This is a genomic window from Sphingomonas sp. Ant H11, assembly GCF_000797515.1.
In the GTDB taxonomy this organism is placed as follows: domain Bacteria; phylum Pseudomonadota; class Alphaproteobacteria; order Sphingomonadales; family Sphingomonadaceae; genus Sphingomonas.
Map to the genome: position 1 here is coordinate 1 of NZ_JSBN01000024.1, position 24,301 is coordinate 24,301.

The following is a 24,301-nucleotide window of genomic DNA, read 5'->3' on the forward strand; positions in this document are numbered from 1 at the left end:
CGCCAGCCACCACCACCACCACCACCACCACCACCACCACCTGCGGTCGCGGAGCCGGTCCCGTCCGAAGCTGCGCCAGACACGCGGGCCCTGATCGAAGTCACCCTGGTTCTCAAGCGGGCCGGCACCAATGTGCTGAGCGCCGCGGTCGACTATACGATCGTTGCGCAGAACACAGGAAACCGCGCGGCGACTGGCATCCACCTCAACGTGCGCTTGCTCAGCGCGGGCACGCAGCAGGATGCGCAGATCGCGGCGGTGTTTGCCGCGCCGATCGCGCAGCCCGTGGCCGCGCCCTTCGATTTGCCGCCGGGCGCGACGATCGAACTGGGCGGCATGGCGATGCACCCGAAGCAGACGCTTGAGCCGCTGGACGTTGCGGGCAAGGTGCTGTTCGTGCCGGTGCTGACGGTCAACCTGACCTATGATTGGGCCGGTGGCAGCGGCCAGACCGCGCGCTCCTATGTCATCGGCATCGATCGCGGAGCCGAGGCGAAGTTGCAGCCGTTCCGCCTCGATGCGCCGCCGCGCATGTATGATAGCGTCGTGGCCTTGCCCTATCTGATCGCGGAGACACGCTGAGCACTTTACGATTATCGATAAGTAGCATATCGATAATCGTAAAGGAGGCGGCGATGGGTGGTTATGATCGAGTCTTGAAAGCGTCGCGCTTCACGGTGCGGTTGTTTCTGGTGGTCAATCTTGTGTGCATCGTCGGCTTCGTTGCGGCGATCCTGCTGTCCTTTCCGGTGGATGGCTGGCTGACCGCGCGGCTGGTGCATAAATATGGGACGACGTTGCACGTTGCGGGCGTCATCCTTGCGCTGCGGCTGTTAATGGCCTTGGGCGCTGTTGCCGGGCTGGTGCTGCACCGTATCTTCACCCAGCTATTGGCGATCCTCGATACGGTGCGGCGTGGTGATCCGTTCACCGCCGCAAACGCCACGCGGCTCCGCGCGATCGCCTGGGCGATGCTGGCGTTGCAGGGGCTCGATCTCGTGCAGGGCGCGATGACGGCGTGGTTCGCTGCGCTGCACGTGCAGTTCGTCAACTGGACGCCCTCGTTTGGCGGCTGGGTGGCGGTTCTGCTGCTGTTCGTTTTGGCGCAGGTGTTCTCGCGTGGTGCCGACATGCGCGACGAACTGGCGGCGACGGTCTGATGCCGGTGGTGGTGAAACTCGACGACGTGCTCCACGCGCGCCGCATGACGCTGACCGAATTGGCGGCGGCGGTCGACATCAGCGTGGTCAATCTGTCGATCCTGAAGACGGGCAAGGCGCGCGCGATCCGTTTTTCGACATTGGAGGCGATTTGCACCGTGCTGGACTGCCAGCCGGGGGGACATTTTTGCGGTTTGAGGGGGAGGGGGACGCGTGACCAAGCGCTTTTTCAAGAGTTGGGGCGGTGCATTTGGCGACACGGCGCGGACCGCACGCGCGCTGCCGTGGATTGTGCTGGTGATGGCCGCGATCGAGCTGGCGCAGCATGGGGTCGAGGTTCGCACCGGATTTTTCTCAGCCGATCCGGCCACACGCCATGCTGCTGGATTGACGGCGGCGCGGCTCGCCTTTGGCTGGCCGAAAATGCTGATCGTGTGGAGCGTGGCGTTCGTGGCGACGCGCTACCTGGTGCTGCACGACCGACGGATCGCGCTGCGTCCGTCGGCGCTTGCGGCGCGGCGTTATGGCTGGGTCATTCTGTTTCAGTTCGTGCCGACCGCGATCGTCATTTATGCCGAGCCGATCCTGAAGCTGTTCGGGGCCGCCAGCGAGGGGCAGGTGACGGCCCTTCGTGCGATTGCTGGGCTCGCTCAACAATTGCTCGAACCGGCCTTGCTGTTGTGGTTCGTCAGCGCCGCGATCGGCACTCGCGGATATGGGCCGATCGCTTCGGCGCGCGTGACCGGTTGGTGGTATTTCTGGGCGCTGTTGCTGATTTTCGTGACGCGCATGCCGTTCAACGCGGCGCATCAATTGCTCAATCGGTTTGCGGCGGGGCAGCCGCCTGCCATTTTATGGCCGATGCTGGTGCTGGATGCGGCGGTCGTGCCGGCGATGGTGATCGTCGTTGCGGCGGCACAGGTGCGTGCGGCGCGCGCGATCGCCGAGCGCCGCGGACGGACGTTGCTGGAGGGGTGAGATACGAAAAAAGGGCGGCACCGTGTGGTGCCGCCCCTTTTCTGTGTCGCGGGACGGTCATGGGCAAAGCCCATGACGTCGGACGCGGGCTGGGCCCGCGCCGTCCGGCCTTGCGGGAGTGCGCTTTAGCCGAGGCTAAAGCGTCTCTCCCGCTGCGGCTTACTTGACTTCGACGGTTGCGCCGGCTGCTTCCAGCTGGGCCTTGATCTTGGCGGCTTCGTCCTTCGACACGCCTTCCTTGATCGCCTTCGGAGCGGATTCGACCAGCGTCTTGGCTTCGGTCAGGCCGAGCGAGGTGATCGCGCGGACTTCCTTAATGACGTTGATCTTCTTGCCGCCGTCGCCGGTGAGGATGACGTCGAATTCGGTCTGCTCTTCAGCAGCCGGAGCAGCGGCGCCGCCGCCAGCTGCCGGAGCTGCTGCAACCGCTGCTGCGGCCGAAACGCCCCACTTCTCTTCGAGAAGCTTCGAAAGGTCAGCCGCTTCGAGAACGGTCAGAGCGGAAAGCTGGTCAACCAGCGCGTTGAGGTCTGCCATGTGTAGTCTCCAGTAAAATCAGTTCAGGGTGTAATCTCGAAGGCCTGAAATCAGGCGTCCGCCTTGTCCTTCTCGGCATAGGCCATGAGAACGCGGGCGAGCTGTGCCGCAGGAGCCTGGGTGATGGTCGCGACCTTGGTTGCGGGTGCAACCAGAAGGCCAACGATCTTGGCACGCAGTTCATCCAGCGACGGCAGAGTCGCGAGCGCCTTCACGCCGTCCACGTCGAGGACGGTCGCGCCCATCGCCCCGCCGACGATCTCGAACTTGTCGGTCGTCTTGGCGAAGTCGACAACCACCTTGGCGGCTGCGACAGGGTCGATGGAGCTGGCGAGACCGACCGGCCCGGTGAGCAGAGCGCCCAGCGAGGTATAGTCGGTGCCGTCCAGCGCGATCTTGGCAAGCTTGTTCTTCGAGACCTTGTAGGTCGCCCCTGCGTCACGCATTGCGTTACGCAGCTTGGTCGACTGAGCCACCGTCATGCCCAAGTTGCGGGTGACAACCACCACGCCGACTTCGGCAAACGTCTGGTTCAGCTCGGCGACGAGCTCGGTCTTTTGAGCACGATCCATGCCATTCTCCACGTTTTGACCTTACCGCGAACGGCAAGGCCGGTTACGAACCGGGCACGCAAATGCGCATCCGGTGTTGTCCAGCGATGGGGAATGGGAGCGACGCCCCTGGTGGGAGGCGGCAGGCCGGTCGCGGAAAACCGCCCCGGCAAAATCCTGTCCCCGTCTCGGCAGGAAATTAAGACCGGCAAATCCCGGTCACCTACTGTCTCGGACGGTCCCGCCGTGCTGACGCGCGACGAGAGAGTGCGTGCCCTTAACGGGCTGCTCGAAAAAGTCAACGCAAAGGGCGCGGTGGTTCGCACGTTTGAAGACGCGCGCGAAAACCGCGAGTCCGGGGGTAAATGTCGCGGAATCTCACGGGTTTGAAACAATGAAGTAGTTTTTCTACTTCAAGATGTAGCTTTTGTGTCCAATTTGCGGAACACTCCCTCCCAAGGGCCGGGGAGCCTGCGCAGGAGAGATGGGAGATTTTCGCAAAACAGGGGGTCCGATCCGATGACGCACAGCACCTATCTCAATGAAGAATCGCAGGATGATCTGCTGAGCCGCGGTTTTGCGCGGCGCGACCTTGCGCGAATCGCGGCAGTGTTCGGGGTAGGGGCGGTTGCGGCGTCGATCGGTCGCCCGGCCTGGGCCTCGGGCGGGGTGCCCGATCCGGCACCCACGGCGAAGGTTCGGATCGGTGCCAACGAATGCTGGACCGGCCCGCTCGCGCCGGGTGCCTTGGCCGCGACCAACATGGTGTCGCAGGGCAATCGCTATTCGCCGCAGGACCAGCGCGGCGATTTCATCAAGGCGGTGATGGCGGTCGAGAACGTCCCCTATGACCATGTCGCGCCCTGGCCAGGGTCGAGCGATCCGCTCTGTCGCTCGGTCGTCACCTTCTGTTCGCCGACCAAGGGGCTGGTGACGGCCGATCCGACCTTCGAGCTTGCGGGGCGGACTGCGGCTTGGCTGGGCGCACCGGTCAAGGCGGTTCCGCTGACGGCGGATTATACGCATGACGTGAAGGCGATGTTGGCGGCCAACCCCGATGCGGGCCTCTATTATATCTGTACGCCCAACAACCCGACCGGCACGATCACGCCGCTGGCCGACATCGAATGGCTGATCGCCAACAAGCCGGCCGGATCGATGGTGCTGATCGACGAGGCGTACACCCACTTCGCGGGCGTGCCGGTCGCGTCCTATCTGGCGGTGAAGCATGACGATGTGATTGTGATGCGGACCTTTTCCAAGCTGTTCGGCATGGCGGGCCTGCGCGTCGGCTATATCATCACCAACCCCAAGAACATCGCCAAGATGATGCGCTATGATGGCGGCATGCAATCGGGGGCCTTGCCCGTGACCAGCATCGCCTGCGCGACGGCGAGCCTGACCGCGGCACCGCTGATCGCCGCGCGCCGCGCCGAGATGCAGACCGCGCGCGGGCTGACGCTCGACCACCTCAAGGCAAAGGGGATCGACGTCAAGCCGACCAACGCCAACATGTTCATGATCGACTGGAAGACCAAGAAAGCCAGCGAGATGCAGGCGGCGTTCCGCAAGGAAAGCGTGGAGATCGGGCGGTCCTGGCCGATCTGGCCGACGGTCAGCCGGGTGACGGTGGGGTCGGCAGCGGAGATGAAGGCGTTTTTGTATGGCGCTGGACAAGATTGTGGCTTGAGGCATTTTCCGACGTCACCCCGGCTTTATGCCGGGGTCCACCGTGGTCCGCGCCTTTCGATGATGGAGCCGGACGCACGGTGGATGCCGGGACAAGCCCGGCATGACGGAAGAGGAGCTACCCCCGCACGATCAACGGCAGGATTGCGTCGAGCAGCAGCATCCCCGTTTCGGTGACGCCGAGATGGTCGCCATTGCGTGCGATCAGGCCTTGCTGTTCAAGGCGCTCAGCGGCGGTCTGATCGATCAGCGCGGTAGGTGTTGTCTCGCCCAACTGCGCGATCCGCGCGAGATCGACGCCTTCGCGCAAGCGCAGGCCCATCAGCAGGGCCTCGGTCGCGCGGGCATTTGGGGCGAGGGGCTCCTCGATCTGCGCGCCGTGGCCGTTGCGGGCGACCGCACCGATCCAGTTTTCGGGCTTTTTTGTGGCGCGCCGTTGCCAGCCCGCCCCGCCTGCCGTGTGCGCCGGGGCCGACCCCGGCATAGTCGCGATAGCGCCAGTAAACGAGGTTGTGGCGGCTCTCCGCGCCGAGCCGCGCATGGTTGGAAATTTCATAAGCCGGCAGCCCCGCCGCTGCGGTCATCGCACGCGTTGTCTCGAACAGATCGGCGGCGGAATCGCCGTCCGGAATGACGATCCGCCCCGCCGCCGCTTCGGTCGCGAAGCGCGTGCCGGGCTCGATCGTCAATTGGTAGAGCGAGAGATGCTCGGTGCCGAAGGCCAGCGCGCGCGCCAGTTCAGCCTCCCACGCAGCGAGCGTCTGGCCGGGGCGGGCGTAGATCAGGTCGAAGCTGACTCGCGCAAAGGCGGCTTGCGCGGTGTCGAGCGCGGCGAGCCCCTCGGTTACATCGTGCGCGCGGCCGAGAAAGGCGAGCGCGGCATCGTCGAGCGCCTGCAGGCCGAGCGATACGCGGTTGACGCCGGCGCGCGCAATATCGGCAAAGCGCGCCGCTTCGACCGAGGAGGGATTGGCCTCCAGCGTAATTTCGATGTCTGGTTCGGCGGGCCAATGCGCGGTGGCGGCGTCGATCACTGCCGCGACCGTCTCGGGCGGCATCAGCGAAGGCGTACCGCCGCCGAAGAAGATCGAGCCGAGCCGCCGTTCCGGCAGCGCTTGCGCTTCATAGGCCAGGTCGGCGAGCAGCGCGTCGCGCCACGCCGCCTGATCGACGCTGTCGCGGACATGGCTGTTAAAGTCGCAATAGGGACATTTCGAGACGCAGAATGGCCAATGGACATAAAGCGCCAGAGGAGGCGTTAGCAGGGGCGTTTCTGGGGCATTCATCAACGGGAGCCTATGGGCGTGTCGGGGAGATTACGAAAGATGCGCGTTTACTGGCTGGCTTTGCTGCCGCTGGGATTGCTGATGGGATGCGTCGCATCCGACCCCGATCAACCGCCGCGTGTGACCGAGCCGCGATTGAGCGAAGCGCCCGCCGCGCGGGGAGAATCGCTGCTGCAGCGCGCCATGCTCGACGGGCACAACCGCGCGCGCGCCGCAGTCGGCGCACCGCCGCTGGCGTGGAATGCCGAACTCGCCAAGGACGCAGCGCGCTATGCCGCAGTGCTGGCCGCGACGCGCGAGTTCAAACATTCGACCGAGCCGCGCGGGCGAATCGCCGAGGGCGAGAACCTCTTCATGGGATCGCGCGGGGCCTATCGATACGACGAGATGGTGCAGCTCTGGGTCGATGAGGGGCGCAGCTATCGCGCCGGCGCAGTGCCCGACATCAGCACGACCGGCCGCTGGCAGGATGTCGCGCATTACACGCGGATCATCTGGCGGCGCACCAGCCAGATGGGCTGTGCGCTCGCGAGCAGTGCGCGCGACGACTATCTGGTGTGTCGCTATACGCCGCCGGGGAATGTGGTCGGACAGCACGCGGGGGATTGATGCGTCCCTAGCCGTCCGTCACCCCGGCCTTGGGCCGGGGTCCACCCAGCCGCGCGGATGTCGCGCGATTTTTAGCGTTGCGCGCCCTGCACGGTGGTCCCCGGCCCAAGGCCGGGGTGACGGGTTGGGGTTTACAGCACCGCCGCAATCAGCTGCGCAAAAGCCGCCGCACGGTGGCTGATCGCGTGTTTCTGGGCCGAGTCCATTTCGGCATAGGTGACATCGCTGCCGAGCGGCACGAACACCGGATCATAGCCGAAGCCGACTTGACCGCGCGGCGGCCAGGTGAGCGTGCCGTCGGCGCGGCCTTCGAACCATTGGACATGGCCGTCGGGCCAGGCGAGCGCGAGGACGCAGACGAAATGCGCGTCGCGGCTGGCATCGGGCCCCTTGGCGGCGAGGGCTTGTTCGACCTTGGTCATGGCCAAGGTCCAGTCGCGGCCATTGGGCGTTTCCGCCCAATTGGCGGTGTAGACGCCGGGATCGCCGCCCAGCGCATCGACGCACAGGCCGCTATCGTCGGCCAGCGCGGGGAGGCCCGACAGATCCGCCGCCTGCAACGCCTTCAATTCGGCATTGGCGACGAAGGTGGTGCCGGTCTCCTCGGGCTCGGGTAAATCGAGTTCGGCCGCCGAGATCGCTTCAATGCCATAAGGGGCGAGGAGCGCGTTGATCTCGCGCACCTTGCCGGCATTGTGGCTGGCGATGACGAGCTTGCCGGGGGCGAGCTTGCGGATCGCTTGCGGCGGCACGGCCTCGGTCATTTTGCGACGGCCTTGGCTTGCGCGGCGAAGATGTCGGTGCAGCCCATGCGCGCGAGGCGGAGCAAGCGCAGCAGCGCTTCCTCATCATAGGTCGCGCCTTCGGCGGTCGCCTGCACTTCGGCGATGTTGCCGTTTTCGAGCAGAACGAAATTGGCGTCGGCGTCGGCGTTCGAATCCTCGTCATAATCGAGGTCGAGCACGGGCGTGCCCTTGTAGATGCCGCAAGAGATGGCCGCGACCTTCTGGGTCAGCGGGTCGGCGGTGAGCTTGCCGCTCGCCAGCAAGCCATCAATGGCGAGGCGTAGCGCGACCCATGCGCCCGAGATCGAGGCGGTGCGGGTGCCGCCATCGGCCTGGATCACGTCGCAATCGAGCACGATCTGGCGCTCGCCGAGCAGTTTCAGATCGGTGACAGCGCGCAAGCTACGGCCGATCAGGCGCTGGATTTCCTGGGTGCGGCCGGATTGCTTGCCCTTGGCGGCTTCGCGGCTGCCCCGGGTGTGCGTGGCACGCGGGAGCATGCCGTACTCGGCGGTGACCCAGCCTTCGCCCTTGCCGCGCAGGAACGGCGGCACCTTTTCCTCGATCGAGGCGGTGACCAGCACCTTGGTGTCGCCGAAGCCGATCAGTACCGATCCCTCGGCATGGCGCGTGAAGTTGGGCGTGATGGTGATCGCGCGCATCTGGTCGGGGGTACGGCCGCTGGGGCGCATCGATATTCTCCTGAAAATGGTCGGCTCGCCGTACCCGTGCGTTGAGGCAGTGTCACCCCTATCTGAGGGGGCACTTCACGGAGCCACGCCGTCACGATGACGCACTATCACCCTTCGACCCAGGATCGCCTGAAAGGTGCAGGCGGTGCGGCGCTGCTGGTGCTGGCGATCGGCTATGGGCTAATCAGCGGGCTGTCGGTCGATTTCCGGACGAAGGTGGTGGAGGACTTGAAGGCCTTCGTCGTCACGCCGCCCGCGCCGCCGCCCAAGCCCGACGTCGTCCCTGCACCGCATGAGGCGCAGAAGCGCAAGGCGGGCGCGGCCGCACCCCCCAATCTTACCGCCAAGGCGAACGAAGTCGTTGCGCCGCCGCTGGTGATCCGCCCGCCGCAGCCGCCCCCCATTGCCGTTGCGCCGATCGCTGGAATCGGCAGTGACCCTTCGGCTGGCGCAGCCCCAGTCCGCGGCCCCGGCACCGGCAGTGGCGGGCAGGGCAATGGCACCGGCAGCGGAGACGGCGGCGATGGCGACGGCGGCGGGGGCGGGGAAATCCCGCTGCAACTGATTCACGGCGAACTGAAATACCGCGATTTGCCGCGCGCGCTGTACGACGCGGGCGTGGCGGGCAAGGTCGGGCTCGAATTCGACGTCGGTGTTAAGGGGCGCGTGACGGCGTGCCGGGTCACGCGGTCGAGCGGGAATGCCGCGCTCGATGCGGCGACCTGCCAGTTGATCATCGACAAACTGCGCTATCGCCCGACCCGCAACGCGGCCGGCCGGGCAATTCCCGATACGGTGACGGGCGAACAGGTGTGGACCGTCGAGCGCGATCGCGGCGACGATTGAGCGTCTGTCCCCAGAGCCCCAGGGACAGACGATTGAGGGTGCTGGTTGAGTGGGCGGCGCGTTAGCCCCATATTGCCGACCATGACCACCGCACCGATCACCGAACTCAACGACCGCGCCCGCGACGTGTTTCGCGTGGTGGTGGACAGCTACCTTGCGACCGGCGCGCCGATCGGTTCGCGCACGATTGCGCAAATGTCCGGGCTCAACTTGTCGCCCGCCTCGATCCGCAATGTGATGCAGGATCTCGAAGAACTTGGCCTGCTCGCCGCGCCGCATACCAGTGCCGGGCGGATGCCGACCGATAACGGCCTCCGGTTGTTCGTTGATGGCATGATGCAGGCGCTCGAACCCTCGCCCGAGGAACGTGCCGCGATCGAGCGCCAGATTGAACAGGCCGGGCCGGTCGAACAGGCGATCGCGGCGACGACGGCGGCGCTGTCGGGCCTGTCAGCCTGCGCCGGTATGGTGATGGTGACCAAGCGCGAACTGGTGTTGCGGCAAATGACCTTCGTCACCCTCTCCGCCGACAAGGCGTTGGCCGTGCTGGTCGGCGAGGACGGCTCGGTCGAAAATCGCGTGATCGATATCCCCCTCGGCCTGCCACCATCGGCATTGGTCGAGGCTGGCAATTATATGAGCGCTATGCTCGGCGGCCTGACCTTGTCCGAGGCCCGCGCGCGGATCGAGCGGGAGATGGCCGACGAGCGCGCCGCGCTGGACGGCGCGGCGCGGACGCTGGTCGAACGCGGCCTCGCGATCTGGAGCGAGGATGCCGATCGCCGCCCGGTGCTGATCGTCCGCGGGCAGGCACGGCTGATCGACGATGCCGCCGCCGCCGATCTGGAACGTGTCCGCGAATTGCTCGACGACCTGGAGGGCAAGCAGGAAATCGCGCGTCTGCTCGACAATGCCAGCGCGGGCGATGCGACGCGCATCTTCATTGGTGCGGAGAACAAATTATTCTCGCTTTCCGGTTCATCTGTCATCACCAAACCCTTCCGTGGTCTTGATGGTCGCGTGATCGGCGTTGTTGGTGTGATTGGGCCGACACGGTTGAACTATGCGCGCGTCGTGCCCATGGTGGATTATACCGCCGCGACACTCGCGCGGCTCATGGGCTAATTGGATAGTGTGACGACATGATCGAAGACGAAAAGATCAACTTGACCAGCGAACTGCGCGCCGAAACCGCGACCGACGCGCCGGAAGTGGCCGAACACGATTACGCGAAAGAGCGTGTCGCCAAGCTGGAAGCCGAACTTGCCGATGCCAAGTCGCAGGTCTTGTATGCCCATGCCGAGGCGCAAAATGTCCGTCGTCGTGCCGAGAAGGAATCCGCCGACGCGCGCGCTTATGCCGCGACTGCTTTCGCGCGCGATTTGCTGTCGGTCGCCGACAATCTCGCGCGCGGCCTGGACGCGATCCCCGCCGAGTTGCGCGAGGATGAGAAGCTGAAGGGTCTGATCGCGGGTCTGGATGCGACCGGTCGCGAACTGGAAGCGGTGTTCCAGCGCCACGGCATCAAGAAGATGACCACGATCGGCGAGAAGCTCGACCCCAATTTCCACCAGGCGATGTTCGAAGTGCCGAGCGACCAGCCGGTCGGCACGGTCGTGCAGGAAATGCAGTCGGGCTATATGATCAAGGACCGCCTGTTGCGGCCGGCGTTGGTGGGCGTGGCGAAGGCGGGGTGACGTTTACGGAGAACGCTCTAGGCGACATCCTGAGCTGCGCCTTTGCAGCAGCGCTGATAGGATATGTCGCCTGGGCGTTTCCCCGCAGACGCAAACCAAAACCGGTCGAGGTGCCCGACAAGCGGGATCAACCCTACACAGTGTACACCACACAACATGATCTAGTCCTGCGAGGACGAGACGTGCCCGACACGTTGGCCAATGACGCGTTTCTTAAGGCAAAGGGTTGGTCCTTGTGCGATGGCACGATCTGGCAGCGCAAGGTAACCGTCGCGCGGGGCATCGAAGCAGTGATGACCGATCGGGTTGCGATGCCGCCGCCGCTGGATGATTGGGCAATCTGCCTCTTGGTCGATCAATCGGGGTCCATGCGCGATGATCCGATTGCCCATACAGCCGCGACTGTCAGAGGGGTCAGCCAGGCGTGGACTGCGGCTGGGGCCCGCATCGCCGTTTTTGGCTTTTCGACGGTCGGCTGGCACGGCGGAAAAGCGCGACAGGATTGGCTTTGGAACGGGCAGCCCAAACGTCCCGGTCGCCTCTGTGCGCTGTTGCATGTGATCTACAAGGATTTCGATCGTCCGTTTGACGATGACGACTGGGCCGCCATGCTGTATCCTGACCTCTTGCGCGAAAACATCGACGGCGAAGCGATCGTCTGGGCCGCCGGGATGTTGTGCCAACGTCACGAGGCTCACAAAGCACTTATTGTCGTGTCCGATGGGGCTCCGGTCGATGACATCACCTTGCTGCATAATGGCCCATCTTATCTCGAGCGTCATCTCCGCGCGACCATCCGCGCTATCGAGCAGGGGCACGAGATTCATATCGCAGCGCTCGGAGTCGGATTCGCCGTCGATCGCTATTATGCGCTATCCGAAACGGCAAAACGTCTCGAGGACTTGCCGGTCGCTTTCAACGCGCTGATTTCCAAATTGAAAGGCGAGAGCCATGCCCATTAACCCCAACCTCACCGCCGAGCGCGCGACGTTCGTCACGCATCTCGAATGTTCGATGACCGGGGAGCGTTATGAGGCGGACCAGCTTCATGGCCTGTCGCGCGTTGGGCGGCCGTTGCTGGTGCGCTATGATCTGGCCGCGGTGAAGGCGGCGATCCCCAAGGCGATGATTGCGGCGCGGCCGACCGATTTGTGGCGCTGGCGCGAATTGCTGCCGGTGCGGCATACGCGCGATATCGTCAGCCTGGGCGAGATCGAGACCCCGCTGATTGCGATCCCGCGCTCGTCGGGCAGCCCCAATGTGCTGGTGAAGGACGAGGGGCGGCTGCCGACCGGATCGTTCAAGGCGCGCGGGCTGGTGATGGCGGTGGCGATGGCCAAGGAGCTGGGCGTCACCCGCATCGCGATGCCGACCAACGGCAATGCCGGGGCGGCGCTGGCGGCCTATGCCACGCGCTGCGGGATCGAGACGATCGTGCTCTGTCCCGACGATACGCCCGAGATCAACGTGCGCGAAATCGCGGCGCAGGGCGCGCGCGTCTACCGCGTCAACGGCCTGATCGACGATTGCGGGGCGATCGTCGGCAAAGGCGCGGCGGAAGGCCGCTGGTTCGATTTCTCGACGCTGAAGGAGCCCTACCGGATCGAGGGCAAGAAGACGATGGGGCTGGAACTGGCCGCGCAGTTCGGCTGGAAATTGCCCGATGCGATCTTCTACCCGACCGGCGGCGGCACGGGCTTGATCGGCATGTGGAAGGCGTTCGATGAGCTCGAACAGCTCGGCTGGATCGGGTCCGAACGCCCGCGCATGTATGCCGTGCAGGCGAGCGGCTGCGCGCCGATCGTCCGCGCGTTCGAGGCGGGCGAGGAGCATGCCGAACGCTGGGAGGACGCCGCTACCGTCGCTGCAGGGATCCGCGTGCCCAAGGCGGTCGGCGATTTCCTGATCCTGCGCGCGGTGCGCGAAAGCGGCGGCAAAGCGCTCGGCGTCGGCGATCCCGCGATCCTGAAGGCGGTCGACGATTGCGCCAGGAAAGATGGCCTGTTGCTGTGCCCGGAAGGCGGCGCGACGCTCGCCGCCTATCGCGAGGCGCTGCGCACGGGCGAAGTGGATGAGGATGAGCGCGTCGTGCTGTTCAATTGCGCCACGGGCCTGAAATATCCGATGCCCGCCGCAGACGCTGCGCTCGACCGTTTCGGAGAGATCGACCTGGGCGCGCTCTAGGCGATTGCGCGCCCGCCCGATCAGATCACCTGCGCGCGATTCTCGTCGCGGTGCTTCTTCAGATATTTCATGAAGGGCGTGCCGCCAGTGCCGACATCGGGATCGTTGCCCGCAGCATTGCTCGCCTGCTTGTTGATATAAGCGGCGGCATATTCGAGGTGACGGCTACGGAAGCGCGCGACTTGCTCGACACAAGCGTTGAACGCCGCTTTCAGCGTCGGCGACTGTGTCACGGCGAAGGCGCGCAGGCCGCTTGCCGCCTGCATATCCTCGATAAAGGCGCGGTGCGTACGCGGGCGGTATTGATGCAGCTCGAGCAGAAAATCGCGTAGCTCGTCGCCGGAATGGACGACTTGAAAGAGCGCATCCATCGTTGGCACGATCGAGCTTTGCGATCCGGTTTGTCCGCGTAGTGCCTGCGGCTTGCCGTCGAAACGGGCGACCCCGTCATAGATCAGCCCGCCGGGCATCGCCGGATTGTTCTTCCAGCCGTTTATATAGGGGCGCACCCGATTGAAGTAGATATAGGGGTCGCACTTCTCGACCATGCGATCGAAGATCGCGTTGATCGCATCCCATACCGCGTGCATGTCCAGCAGCAGCGCCTCGACCGCGACGGCATCGCCGGTATCGCTGGCCTGGACCAGCTTCACCGCCAGTTCGAGTGCGCGGCCTGCCTCGGCCTCGATCGCGACATGGACCAGCACGAACCAGTTTTCGTCCTGACCACCCGCGAAATGCTGATCCATTACCAGATTTTCGAGGGCGATCGGGCCGCTCTTGTCGAGCCGATACCAATTGTCGAGCACATAACCCGCATAGTTCATCACCGGCGGGAAGCCGATCCGGTCCGCCAGCGCGACAAACGGCACGGCGAGATTGGCGGGCAGCCGGTCGAGCGGCGTCGGCTCCCCCCACACATAAGCCTGAACGAGAAAGGAATAGCGCACCATCGCACGCCCGATTTCCGCATCGGCGGCCGTGGCGAGGAAGGCAGCGATATCGGGGGTGGGCAAGGCATCGAGCCAGTGGCGAACCCGGCCGGTGGTCACCAGTCCGGACAGCTTGGCGGCCGCCTCCTCGATCGGGCCAAAGTCCCCGGGCAATGCGATCTCGTCGATTTCATGGGGCGACAGGAATCCGCGTTCGGCAGACAGGCCATAATGAGCAAGGTCATGGAGCGGCATCGCGAGTCTGGCCTCAATGTGGTTTCGAATGAAACTTCTTATCGTAAGCCCGCGTCTCGCGCCAGTTGCGCTAAAACGGTAGTATGTTGACAGGGTCGATGCTGGTCCGCACGGTTGGGCTGGCGCCAGTCGTCGCACCGTCCGGCTTAAGCCAGCGTTCGAGACCAAAGTTATGGCACCCCAGGATCAGAAAGCCGACCCAGCGACAAGCAGAGAGGGCGTGCGTTTTCTCGACGGCGGCGGCGCGGTCGGGGCGCTGCTGCGCGATTTCGATTGGGCGTCGCATCCGCTCGGGCCCCCGCAGGATTGGCCCGCCGCCTTGAAGCTTAGCGTTGGGCTCTGTTTGCGTTCCAGCTTCCCGACTGCGATCTACTGGGGCTCCGAATTCCTGCTGCTCTACAACGATGCGTGGACCGTGCTCGCGGACAACCACCCCTCGGCGCTGGGCCGACCGGCGGCGGAGGCGCGCCCCGACATCTGGCCGGTGCTTGGTGCCCAGTTCCGCGAGACGTTGGCGGCCGGTGAGGGGATCTCGCATGTCGCCCAACGTCTGATGATGGTGCGCGGAGGTGCGCTGACCGAGACCTTCTGGAGCTATAACAGTTCACCTATTCTGGACGAGGACGGGGTGGCCCACGGCATCCTTAACCAGGGGCTTGAGGTCACCGCGCAAGTGCTGAACGAACGCGCGCTAATCGCGGCGAAATCCGAGCGGGATTTCGTTTTGCACCTTGTCGAACAGCAGCGGGTTCAGCGCGATTCCGCCGAGGTTATGCACCTGACGGCGGAAGCGGTCGGCCAATATCTGGGCGTTGACCGGGCGGGCTTCTTCGATGTGACCCCGGATCACGTCGTCGAATATGGGCCGAGTTGGGTTGGTGGAGCATTGTCGCCGCTTACGCGGCCGATCCCTGCGGCTGTTTTCGGGGCGCGCTGGGACGCTGCCATGCGGACAGGCGAGACGATCGCGTTCGGCATGCCGGATGACCGTGATGCACCGCCTGCGGAGGCGCTGGGCCTGGTCGGCAGCCGAGCCGGGGTCACGGTACCCTTGCTTCGTGGCGGCGAATGGCAAGGCGGCTTCTATCTTAGCCATGCGGAGCCGCGAAACTGGACCGGCAACGAAATCGCACTGATTGAGGAAGTTGCGGAATTGAGTTGGGACGCAGTCGCGCGCGTGCGGGCGGTCGAGCGGCTGCGGGCGTTGAACGCGGACCTGGCTGGCGAAGTCGCAGCGCGGACCGCCGAGCGCGACCGGCTGTGGGAGGTGAGCGAGGATTTGCTGGGGATTGCCACGCGCGATGGTCGGTGGCTGTCGATCAACCCTGCCTGGGAACGCGCGCTGGGGTGGTCCGCCGAACATATCCTGGGCCGCGATTCGCAATGGTTGCGCCATCCCGAAGACACTGGTGGCAGTGCCGCCGAGATCGCACGCATCGCCGCCGCCGAAACGACCCACCGGCTGGAGAAGCGCTTGCGGACCAGGGCGGGCGACTACCGCACCTTTGCGTGGCAAACCACGCTGTTCGGGGACCGACTCTACACCAGCGCCCGCGACATTACCGAGGAGCGGCGACAGCATCAAGAGTTGCTGGCGGCCGAAACGCGCACGCGGATGGTGCTGCAGGCGATGGACGGGGTGGGGGTGTGGACCTACGATCTGGCGAACGACCGTTTCGAGAGCGATAGCGAGTTTGCCGCGCTATACGGTTTCAGCCCGGAGCATGTGGCGCGGGGCGTTACGCTGGCGGACGTGATGGCGCGCATCCACCCGCAGGACCTGCCCAAGATGCAGGCCACAATCGCGCATGTCCGTGCGACTGGCGGCGACGGTGCCAATGAATATCGTCTGCAACTGCCCGACGGCAGTGTGCGCTGGATAATGGCGCGCAACCACGTGCTGCGCGACCCGGACGGCAAGCCGGGCAAGGTCGTCGGTGTCGGCGTCGACGTCAGCCGCCAGCGCGAATTGGAGGAGCGGCTGCGGCAATCCCAGAAGATGGAGGCGGTCGGACAATTGACCGGCGGCCTCGCGCACGATTTCAACAATCTGCTGACCGGCATCTCGGGCGCGCTGGAGCTGATGCAGCTTCGCCTGAACCAGGGGCGGATCGACGATCTGCCGCGCTATATCGGCGCGGCGCAATCGGGAGCCGCGCGCGCGGCTGCACTGACGCATCGGTTGCTCGCCTTCTCGCGCCGTCAACCGCTCGACCCCCGACCGACCGATGTGGCGAAGCTGATTGCGGGGATGGAAGATCTGGTGCGCGGGACGCTGGGCCCCAGCATCGTGCTCGACGTGGTGACGCCCGCCGATAGCTGGCCGATCCTGGCCGACGCCAACCAGCTTGAGAACGCCTTGCTCAACCTGTGCATCAACGCGCGCGATGCCATGCCCGATGGCGGCATGGTGACGATCGCCACGCACAATGTCGTGCTAGACGAGAAAGCGGCGGGCGAGCGTGACGTGCCGCCAGGCCCCTATCTCGCGCTCAGCGTCGCCGACACCGGCACGGGCATGAGCCCTGAAGTGATCGCGCGGGCGTTCGATCCGTTCTTTACGACCAAGCCGATGGGGCAGGGAACGGGACTTGGCCTGTCGATGATCTATGGCTTTGTGCGACAATCGGGCGGGCATGTGCAGATCGATTCCGTGCGCGACCAGGGCACGACTATGACGCTTCTGCTGCCGCGCCATATCGGCGAGGCGGCGGACTTGATCGCCGCCGGGGCCGGGACCGCGATCCCGGTCGGTGCGGGCGAAACGGTGCTGGTGGTCGATGACGAGCCGACCGTGCGGATGCTCGTCATGGAGTTGCTCGGAGAACTCGGTTATTCGGCGATCGAGACCGAAACCGGCGAGCAGGCACTTAAGGTGCTGAAATCGCAGGGACGAATCGATTTGCTCATCACCGATGTCGGCTTGCCCGGCGGCATGAATGGGCGACAGGTCGCCGATGCCGCCCGCGCGCACCGCCCAGACCTGCCGGTGCTGTTCATCACGGGCTTTGCCGAAAATGCGGTGGTCGGGGATGGTCCGCTCGAACCGGGCATGGCGTTGATCGCCAAGCCGTTCGCGATGGACACGCTCGCCGCGCGGATTCGCGCGATGTTGGCGGGGGCTTAGGCGGCGCGCTCGCGCGGCAGAGCGATTTCATCCTTGCGCCGCAAATAGGGCGCGACGAGGTTGCGCGCGCGGAACCATTCCTGCCGCTCGGGCGACAGTGTGGAGAAATTGCCGATCACGCGGCGGCATTCCGGGCTGCGGCACTGGCAGATCATGTGCCAGTTCGATTCGGCGAGCGTGGTCGAATAATCCCAGGCGATTTCTTCGCCGGGCGCGATGTTGCGGGTCGCGACCAGCACGACGCTGGTGCCGCCAAAGCGCAGCCCGGCATTGGGCGAACAGCTATGGTTGATGAGATCGTCGATACGGCCAGAGGGACCCATATAATGTTCGGGGGTTACCTGGACGAAGCGGTCGCTCGATCCGCGCATCAGGCTCGGCACGCGATCTGCGCGGAAGCGGCGACCGGTGAAGCGGATGATCTCGTCGCCTTCGGCAAAGCCTTGCGCGGCATAGACCGCCTTGCCCAGATGCGTCTCGCCGACCGCGAACAGATTGGCGGTGGGGGCATAAGCGTCCAGCACGTAGAAGCGCCCGTCGCGGAAACCGAGCGAGCGCAGCGGGTTGATCGTCGCCAGCCCGACCATGAACCACACGCTGGCGTGGCAGAGCAGTTCGACCAGGATATAGACATATTCCCCGGCATGTTGGTCGCCATTGCGCGTCGCCACCAGCAAGGTCGCCAGATCGCCGATCGTCCACAGTCCCCATGCGGGTGAGCGTTCGCGCGTGCGGTCTTCCATCACGCTTTGCCAGGTCGGCCAGAAGCTGACGGGGACGGCGGCGACCACCAACATGTGCGCCCAAAAGGCATTGCGCGACACGATCCACACTAGCAGCGCGGCGAGGCACGCGGCGGTGCAGGCCACTTCGCCGCGCGACGGCGCGCTCCACACCGAACGCCGCCAGATCCCGATCGTCACCACCAGACACGCGAGCGTGGAGAGCGCGAACACCCAGCCTTGCAGCGCCGCTGGGTTGACTGCCGCATAGGTGGCGGCCTCGACCGCCGTCGCTGCCGTCCAGATCAGCCAGGAGGCGCGATTGGGTTGTACCAATTGCCGTCGCAGCCCGGCGAGATACGATCCGTATCCTGCCAGGCTGCAGACGATTGCAATTGGGAACCAGGGGTCGATCGCCATGCCCGCGTGCCGTTATGGTTAAGCCCGAGCTTACCCATTCTGCGGACTCGCGTCCACACAAACCGAGGACTCACCACGAGTCGCGGGGAATTTTGAGTCGTTTGAATCGCTTAGAGCGCGGCGACGCGCACGATTATGTCGCGGTAGATTCGGCTCAGCGCGAGCAGATCGTCGAGTGCTACCGCTTCATCGAGTTTGTGCATCGTCGCGTTGAGCAGGCCGAATTCCACCGTCGGGCACAGCGCCGACAGGAAGCGCGCGTCGGAGGTGCCGCCGGTGGTGGAAAGTTCGGGGCGGGCACCGGTATGCGCCGCGATCGCATCGCCGATCAGGTCTGAGAAGGGGCCGGGCGCGGTGAGGAACGCTTCGCCCGAAATGCGTGCAACCATCGTGGCGGCGGGATCGTGGCGCTTGACGATCGCCTCGATCCGGTCGGCGAGATCGACGCCGCGCTGTTCGTCGTTGAAGCGGATGCTGAGCCGCGCCTCGGCCCGCGCCGGGATGACGTTGGTGGCGGGGTTGCCGACGGTGATGTCGGTCACCTCGATGTTGGAAGGCTGAAACCACGCGTTACCGGCATCGAGCACGATCGCGTCGATTTCCGCGAGCATCGCGACCAGGCGCGGGATCGGATTGTCGGCCAGGTGCGGATAGGCGACATGGCCTTGCTTGCCCGGCACCCCGATCCAGATGTTGACTGATCCGCGTCGCCCGATCTTAAGGGTATCGCCCAGCCGCGCGGTCGAGGTCGGCTCGCCGACCAAGCACAAATCGGGCCGGACGCCGTTTTCCGCCATTCGTTCGATCAGTGCGCGCGTGCCGAAAATGGCGGGCCCTTCCTCATCGCCGGTGATGATGAGACTGAGCGGAATGCCGGGCTCGACCGGGATTGCTGCGACGAAGGCTGCGATCGCCCCCTTCATGTCGACCGCGCCGCGCCCGTGCAGCAGCCCGCCGCGCACTTCAGGAGCGAACGCGCCGCTGGTCCACCCTTCGCCCGGCGGCACGACGTCGAGATGCCCGGCAAAGGCCAGGTGCGTGCCACGCCCGCCGCGCGTCGCCAGCAGGTTTTCGACCGGTCCGTCGGGCGCGGAACCAACGATGGAGCGGTCAACCGTGAAACCGAGCGGCAGCAACGCTGCCTCCAGCACATCGAACACCGCGCCGTGGGCGGGCGTAATGCTTTCGCAAGCGAGCAGCGCCTTGGCGAGGTCGAGCGGATCGGGCAAAAGACTATCGTTCATGGGAGGCGACATTGCCCAAGCTCGATCTCGACACAATCCCGCAAACCAATGCGACCGGCTATCCGCCACCGTTTGATGCGCCGGTGGCGGAGCGCTGGTATCGTCGGCTCGCGCCGGTGGCGGGATTGAAAAGCTTCGGGGCGAGTCATGTTACACTCAAACCCGGTGCCTGGTCATCGCAGCGCCACTGGCATGATGACGAGGACGAGATGGTGGTGATGCTGTCGGGCGAGGCGGTGCTGATCGAGGATGGCGGCGAGACGCTACTGCGCGCCGGCGACATCGCGACTTTCCCGGCCGGGGTGCACGACGGGCATCATTTGCAGAACCGAACCGAGCACGATTGCGTGTTCGTCGCGATCGGGGTGGGTGAGCGGCTGCTCGGCGGCGAGTATCCCGATATCGACCTGCGCTTCACCGCCCAGGGCTATGAGCATAAGGACGGCACGCCCTACCCGACGACGCGCGTGCCGTGATCGTCAGGCCCGGGTTGCGGGTTGTTCGAACTGCTCGATCACCCATTCCTCTTCCTGCGCCGAGGCGATCCAGTCCTGCATAAAGGGGTGATGCAGCACCGCGTCCATATAGGACGTCGCAAAGCGTGCGACGGGGAGCGAATAGGTGACGATTCGGGTGACGACAGGCGCGTACATGATGTCCGCTGCCCCGAACGCGCCGAAGAGGAAATCGCCGTCGCCACCAAAGCGCGCGCGGGCCTGCGCCCATAGCTCCATGATCCGCCCGAGATCGGCCAGAACGTCCTCATCCGGGCGTTGCGGCGGGAAGATCTGGCGGACGTTCATGCTGTGCTTGCGGCGCAGCGCGGTGAAGCTGGAGTGCATTTCCGCCGCCATCGACCGCGCCATCGCGCGCGCGGCGGTGTCCTCCGGCCAGAACAGGTCGCGGCTGGTCTTTTCCGCGAGATATTCGACGATGGCGAGGCTGTCCCACACCACCGCATCGCCATCCCACAGGATCGGCACCTTGCCCGAGGAGGGCGCGAATTCGTCGCCCTCGCGGCGCTTGTCCCATTCGGCATCGTACAGCGGCACGACCGCTTCCTCGAACAGCAGGCCCGATTGCTTGCACGCAAGCCAGCCGCGCAGCGACCAGGAGGAATAGGCCTTGTTGCCGATGATCAGTTTCATGGGGCCCTGCCTAAGCGAGGCGCGCGCGGGGTGCAACATGGCGACGGGAACCCGGGCGATGGTGATGCCGATCGCCCGGGCTGACTCCGGAGACGAGGGGCAAATATTGTTCGGCCGTACCGAAGATCCGTCGTCGAATTTCCTATGATAGAACTGACGTTTCGCTTTGTCGTGCCGCGTCTCCTGTCGCTTGGCGTTAATTCGTCGCAAATTGGAAGACGCAATGAATTTGATGAAAACGCCTCGACTCGATTCGTTCCTTACAGCGAAAGATCGCGACAATCTCCGGGCTGTGTTTGGGAATAACTGTCATAATTCTTGTTGCGATCAGCGCGATTTCATCGCTCACCTCGCATCTGTATGTCAGCAGCGAAGTGGGCGGGATTGTCAGCAGCCAGGCCAAGGATACGCTGCAAAATCGAGCGGCGGTCGAGGCGGACACCGTGAAGGGCGCATTGAACGTTGCATTCGATGCGGCCCGAACGACTGCTCAGTCCTTCGCGGTACTGGTTGGCAGCACGCCGAGCGGCGCGCGGCGCGACCAGTTCAACGCGATCATGCGGAGGGTTCTGGAACAAAACCCCGGCTTCAACGGCACCTATTCGGCATGGGAGCCGAATGCGATCGACGGCGCGGACGCAGCGTTCGTCAATAATCGCGCCAAGGGGTCGGACGATAGCGGACGCTATCTGCCCTATTGGACGCGTGCGGCCAATGGCAGCGTCGCGATCCAGCCGCTGGTCGAATATAACAGCGCCGAGCGCCATCCCAACGGGCTGGTCAAAGGTGGCTGGTATCTTGGGCCGCGCACCAACAATCAGGAAAGCATCCTTGGCCCGTTGCCCTATACGGTGCAGGGCAAGCGCGTATTTCTGGCGACGATGTCGGTGCCGATCTCGGTCGGCGGCAAGTTCGTGGGCGTTGCCGGTGCGGATTACGATCTCGATTTTCTGCAGAAATTGGCGATCAAGACCAATAGCTCGCTGTTTTCGGGCAAGGGCGTGATGCTGATTGTCAGCGATACCGGCCTGATCGCCGCAAACAGCGCCGACCCGTCCTCGATCGGAAAGCCGGCCGCGTCGGTCGATCCGCGTTGGTCGCAATTGGAAGGGATCGTACGATCGGGTGAGGCCAAGGTGCTTGACGACGCGAAGCAGACCAATATCGACGTCTATTCGCCGATCCATCTCGGGCGCAGTACGACCCCATGGTCGGTGGTCATCTCGGTGCCACGTGCTCTGGTTCTGGCGCAGGCCGATACGCTTAGCGCTACGCTCGGTTCACGTGCGATCTCGGGGGTCGTCTGGCAGCTTGTGCTTGGCCTCGGCGTAGCCGTCGCTGCGATCTTCGCGATTTCCCTGGCCGCTGCCCGTATTGCCCGCCCGATCCGCGAATGCGCCGAGTTTGCCGATGGCATCGCGCGAGAACAGCTCGATCAAACGCTGCACATCCAACAGGTCGATGAGGTTGGCACCCTGGCCGAATCCTTGCGGAAGATGCAGGGCGATCTCAAAACCAGCATCACGCGGCGCGCAGAGGAGCAAGCGAAATCGCTTCTGGTCGTCGACACGCTATTAACCAACCTTGGAGGTTTGTCGCGCGGCGATTTGACGGTCGACATTACCACAACGTTCGCCCCGGAATTTGACGAGTTGAAGAACAACTTCAATTCGGCCCTGTTGAATCTGCGTACGCTGATCGGCGCGGTGGGGGAAAGCACGGCGGGCATCCTGACGGGATCGGGCGAGATTGCTCAGGCATCGGAAGACCTGGCGCGGCGTACCGAAAGCAATGCGGCAAGCTTGAGGAAACCTCTGCCGCGATTGCCCAGATGGACAATCGTCTCAAGGCGACCGCGGTCGCCTCCGGACAGACGGTCGCGCGGGCCGATCAAGCGATTGCGACGGTCGGCGGTGGCCGCGAAACCGCAGACGAGGCGGTGCAGGCGATGGGCCGGGTGAGCCATAGCGCGGAGGGAATCGACAGCGTCATTGAGGGCCTCGACAAGATCGCTTTCCAGACGCGGGTGCTGGCGATGAACGCAGCGGTTGAGGCGGGGCGTGCCGGCGACGCGGGCCGGGGCTTCGCCGTCGTTGCCGATCTGGTGAGCGCGCTCGCCATGCGTGCCGAGGAGGAAGCGAAGCGCGCGCGTGACCAACTGACCGTGACGCAAACCGAGATTGTGACGGCGGTGAAGGCGGTCGAGCGGGTCGATGTGGCGCTGGCGAACATCGCTGGCGATGTCGATGCGGTGCATAAGCTGCTCGGCTCGATGGCATCGGACAGCCAGGCGCAATCGTCGGCGATCACCGAGATCAGCGCGGCAATCAACGAAATGGACCGTTCGACTCAACAGAATGCGGCGATGGTTGAGGAAACGTCGGCCGCCGCGCGCAACCTGTCGACCGAAGTGGTGTCGCTGAGTGCGCAAGCGTCGCAGTTCAAGGTCGACACGTCCGCAAAACCGGGGGCAGGATCGCGCGCACTCACCAACGGTCAGCGTCGTCCGGTGGCGACGCAAGCCGCATTGCAACAGGGGGCGTGGGTCCGTCACTAAGACGGCTTGAAGACCAGGAAGAGCCCCGTATCGGTGGTGTCGCACGATCTGCGATGCCGCCGATAGGGGTGGTATCACGCAAAGTGATCGCGCATGAACGCGGGCATGAATCGCAATGCCCCCTATCTCGTCCGGCTGGTTTCGATCGTGTGGCGACGGCGCGGTGCGCGCCATGCCGGTGCGGAATTGCTGCGGGCGCGACGGCGGTTGGCGACGGGTGTGGGCGCGGTGCTGCTGGGGCTGGTGGCGCTCGCTTTCGCCGCGATCAGCGATCGTGCGCAGGGGGCCTTTGCGACGCTGATCGCGCACTGGCCTTATGCACCGCTGCTGCTGACCCCGGCGCTGTTCGCCGCGGTGGTGTGGGTGACGCGGCGGAGCGCGCCTTATGCGCGCGGATCGGGCATTCCGCAGGTGATCGCCGCCAGTCGCGCGCCCGATACACCGCCGAGCAACGCGCTGGTGTCGCTGTGGACGGCGAGCGTCAAATTCGTGCTGACGGTGGTGATGCTGCTCGGCGGGGCCTCGGTCGGGCGCGAGGGGCCGACGGTGCAGATCAGCGCGGCGATCATGGTCAAGGTGCATCGCTATCTGCGCGTGCCGATCACCGCGGGCGTGCTGATCGCGGGCGGCGCGGCGGGCGTGGCGGCGGCGTTCAATACGCCGCTCGCCGGCGTCGCCTTTGCGATCGAGGAACTGGCGGCGGCTTATGAACAGCGCGTCGCGGTGCTGGTGATGGGCGCGGTGATGATCGCCGGGCTGGTCAGCCTCGGCATTGCTGGGGACTATGTCTATTTCGGCGCGATGCGCGAGACGCTGGGCGTGTCGGCGGTGCTGATGATCACGCCCGTGGCGGGCGTGCTGGGCGGCGCTGCGGGGCGGGCT

The 24,301-nt window shown here is 64.9% G+C and carries 21 protein-coding genes and 3 pseudogenes; 15 read left to right on the forward strand and 9 right to left on the reverse strand.

Annotation, left to right across the window (positions count from 1 at the left end):
- The 4 genes and pseudogenes from NW75_RS24970 to NW75_RS05855 all read left to right on the forward strand — a co-directional run.
- A partial coding sequence (locus NW75_RS24970; RefSeq protein ID WP_231564987.1) for a hypothetical protein occupies positions 1-582 on the forward strand: 582 nt, incomplete at its 5' end.
- 53 nt (positions 583-635) lie between these two features.
- On the forward strand, positions 636-1,160 hold the full coding sequence (locus NW75_RS05850) for a DUF2975 domain-containing protein (protein WP_033964282.1): 525 nt from the start codon (positions 636-638) through the stop codon (positions 1,158-1,160).
- A 44-nt stretch (positions 1,161-1,204) separates the two neighbouring features.
- Positions 1,205-1,279 (forward strand): annotated as a pseudogene (locus NW75_RS28115) (helix-turn-helix domain-containing protein); the annotation flags it as partial.
- Between the two features lie 94 nt (positions 1,280-1,373).
- Positions 1,374-2,138, forward strand: a complete 765-nt coding sequence (locus NW75_RS05855; RefSeq protein ID WP_033964283.1) for a hypothetical protein — start codon at positions 1,374-1,376, stop codon at positions 2,136-2,138.
- A 159-nt stretch (positions 2,139-2,297) separates the two neighbouring features.
- Here NW75_RS05855 and rplL read toward each other — a convergent pair whose 3' ends face one another.
- Positions 2,298-2,675: a 50S ribosomal protein L7/L12 gene (gene rplL, locus NW75_RS05860; RefSeq protein WP_010407636.1), complete on the reverse strand. Its 378-nt coding sequence runs from the start codon at positions 2,673-2,675 to the stop codon at positions 2,298-2,300.
- Positions 2,676-2,725: 50 nt separating this feature from the next.
- Positions 2,726-3,247: a 50S ribosomal protein L10 gene (gene rplJ / locus NW75_RS05865; protein WP_010407637.1), complete on the reverse strand. Its 522-nt coding sequence runs from the start codon at positions 3,245-3,247 to the stop codon at positions 2,726-2,728.
- Between the two features lie 498 nt (positions 3,248-3,745).
- Here rplJ and NW75_RS05870 point away from each other — a divergent pair, with 498 nt between their 5' ends.
- The gene (locus tag NW75_RS05870; protein ID WP_156142974.1) at positions 3,746-5,092 is read left to right on the forward strand and encodes an aminotransferase class I/II-fold pyridoxal phosphate-dependent enzyme; all 1,347 of its coding nucleotides are present in this window, start codon (positions 3,746-3,748) and stop codon (positions 5,090-5,092) included.
- Here the strand turns inward: NW75_RS05870 and hemW are convergent.
- A pseudogene (gene hemW / locus NW75_RS05875) lies at positions 5,034-6,201 on the reverse strand (radical SAM family heme chaperone HemW). The gene NW75_RS05870 and the pseudogene hemW sit on opposite strands and share 59 nt — an antisense overlap.
- 39 nt (positions 6,202-6,240) lie before the next feature.
- On the opposite strand from hemW, the gene NW75_RS05880 reads away from it, so the two are divergent.
- A complete protein-coding gene (locus tag NW75_RS05880; RefSeq protein WP_033964285.1) occupies positions 6,241-6,810 on the forward strand; it encodes a CAP domain-containing protein in 570 nt (189 codons plus the stop codon).
- A gap of 131 nt (positions 6,811-6,941) precedes the next feature.
- Here NW75_RS05880 and rdgB read toward each other — a convergent pair whose 3' ends face one another.
- Positions 6,942-7,574 carry an RdgB/HAM1 family non-canonical purine NTP pyrophosphatase gene (rdgB, locus tag NW75_RS05885; protein ID WP_033964286.1) on the reverse strand — a complete coding sequence of 211 codons (633 nt, stop codon included), beginning with the start codon at positions 7,572-7,574 and terminating at the stop codon, positions 6,942-6,944.
- A complete protein-coding gene (rph, locus tag NW75_RS05890) occupies positions 7,571-8,287 on the reverse strand; it encodes a ribonuclease PH (protein WP_033964287.1) in 717 nt (238 codons plus the stop codon). The genes rdgB and rph overlap by 4 nt, the downstream gene beginning before the upstream one ends.
- 96 nt (positions 8,288-8,383) lie before the next feature.
- Here rph and NW75_RS05895 point away from each other — a divergent pair, with 96 nt between their 5' ends.
- The 5 genes from NW75_RS05895 to NW75_RS05915 all read left to right on the forward strand — a co-directional run bounded on the left by NW75_RS05895 (position 8,384) and on the right by NW75_RS05915 (position 13,014).
- Entirely contained in the window at positions 8,384-9,133 is a 750-nt protein-coding gene (locus tag NW75_RS05895) for an energy transducer TonB (protein WP_033964288.1), read from the forward strand.
- An 81-nt stretch (positions 9,134-9,214) separates the two neighbouring features.
- Positions 9,215-10,258 carry a heat-inducible transcriptional repressor HrcA gene (hrcA, locus tag NW75_RS05900; RefSeq protein WP_033964289.1) on the forward strand — a complete coding sequence of 348 codons (1,044 nt, stop codon included), beginning with the start codon at positions 9,215-9,217 and terminating at the stop codon, positions 10,256-10,258.
- 17 nt (positions 10,259-10,275) lie between these two features.
- Positions 10,276-10,830, forward strand: a complete 555-nt coding sequence (gene grpE / locus NW75_RS05905) for a nucleotide exchange factor GrpE (protein WP_033964290.1) — start codon at positions 10,276-10,278, stop codon at positions 10,828-10,830.
- Positions 10,831-11,012: 182 nt separating this feature from the next.
- Positions 11,013-11,792: a cobaltochelatase CobT-related protein gene (locus tag NW75_RS05910; protein ID WP_052192255.1), complete on the forward strand. Its 780-nt coding sequence runs from the start codon at positions 11,013-11,015 to the stop codon at positions 11,790-11,792.
- Entirely contained in the window at positions 11,782-13,014 is a 1,233-nt protein-coding gene (locus NW75_RS05915; RefSeq protein WP_033964291.1) for a threonine synthase, read from the forward strand. The genes NW75_RS05910 and NW75_RS05915 overlap by 11 nt, the downstream gene beginning before the upstream one ends.
- Before the next feature lie 20 nt (positions 13,015-13,034).
- Here NW75_RS05915 and NW75_RS05920 read toward each other — a convergent pair whose 3' ends face one another.
- Positions 13,035-14,201: an indoleamine 2,3-dioxygenase gene (locus tag NW75_RS05920; RefSeq protein WP_033964293.1), complete on the reverse strand. Its 1,167-nt coding sequence runs from the start codon at positions 14,199-14,201 to the stop codon at positions 13,035-13,037.
- Positions 14,202-14,373: 172 nt separating this feature from the next.
- Between NW75_RS05920 and NW75_RS05925 the strand changes: the two genes are divergently transcribed.
- Complete coding sequence (locus NW75_RS05925; RefSeq protein ID WP_081988646.1) at positions 14,374-17,328, forward strand: GAF domain-containing hybrid sensor histidine kinase/response regulator; 2,955 nt, start codon at positions 14,374-14,376, stop codon at positions 17,326-17,328.
- Here NW75_RS05925 and NW75_RS05930 read toward each other — a convergent pair.
- Positions 17,325-18,470, reverse strand: coding sequence for an SET domain-containing protein (locus NW75_RS05930; protein WP_033964295.1), 1,146 nt, complete (start codon positions 18,468-18,470; stop codon positions 17,325-17,327). The genes NW75_RS05925 and NW75_RS05930 overlap by 4 nt on opposite strands.
- Before the next feature lie 110 nt (positions 18,471-18,580).
- A complete protein-coding gene (gene dapE, locus NW75_RS05935) occupies positions 18,581-19,714 on the reverse strand; it encodes a succinyl-diaminopimelate desuccinylase (RefSeq protein ID WP_033964297.1) in 1,134 nt (377 codons plus the stop codon).
- A gap of 11 nt (positions 19,715-19,725) precedes the next feature.
- Between dapE and NW75_RS05940 the strand changes: the two genes are divergently transcribed.
- A complete protein-coding gene (locus tag NW75_RS05940; protein ID WP_033964298.1) occupies positions 19,726-20,190 on the forward strand; it encodes a cupin domain-containing protein in 465 nt (154 codons plus the stop codon).
- Positions 20,191-20,193: 3 nt separating this feature from the next.
- Here NW75_RS05940 and NW75_RS05945 read toward each other — a convergent pair whose 3' ends face one another.
- The gene (locus tag NW75_RS05945; protein WP_033964299.1) at positions 20,194-20,862 is read right to left on the reverse strand and encodes a glutathione S-transferase family protein; all 669 of its coding nucleotides are present in this window, start codon (positions 20,860-20,862) and stop codon (positions 20,194-20,196) included.
- A 1,382-nt stretch (positions 20,863-22,244) separates the two neighbouring features.
- On the opposite strand from NW75_RS05945, the pseudogene NW75_RS28120 reads away from it, so the two are divergent.
- Positions 22,245-23,419, forward strand: a pseudogene (locus tag NW75_RS28120) (methyl-accepting chemotaxis protein); the annotation flags it as partial.
- A 93-nt stretch (positions 23,420-23,512) separates the two neighbouring features.
- Positions 23,513-24,301, forward strand: a 789-nt coding sequence (locus NW75_RS05955; protein WP_033964301.1) for a chloride channel protein, incomplete at its 3' end; no start/stop codon positions are given.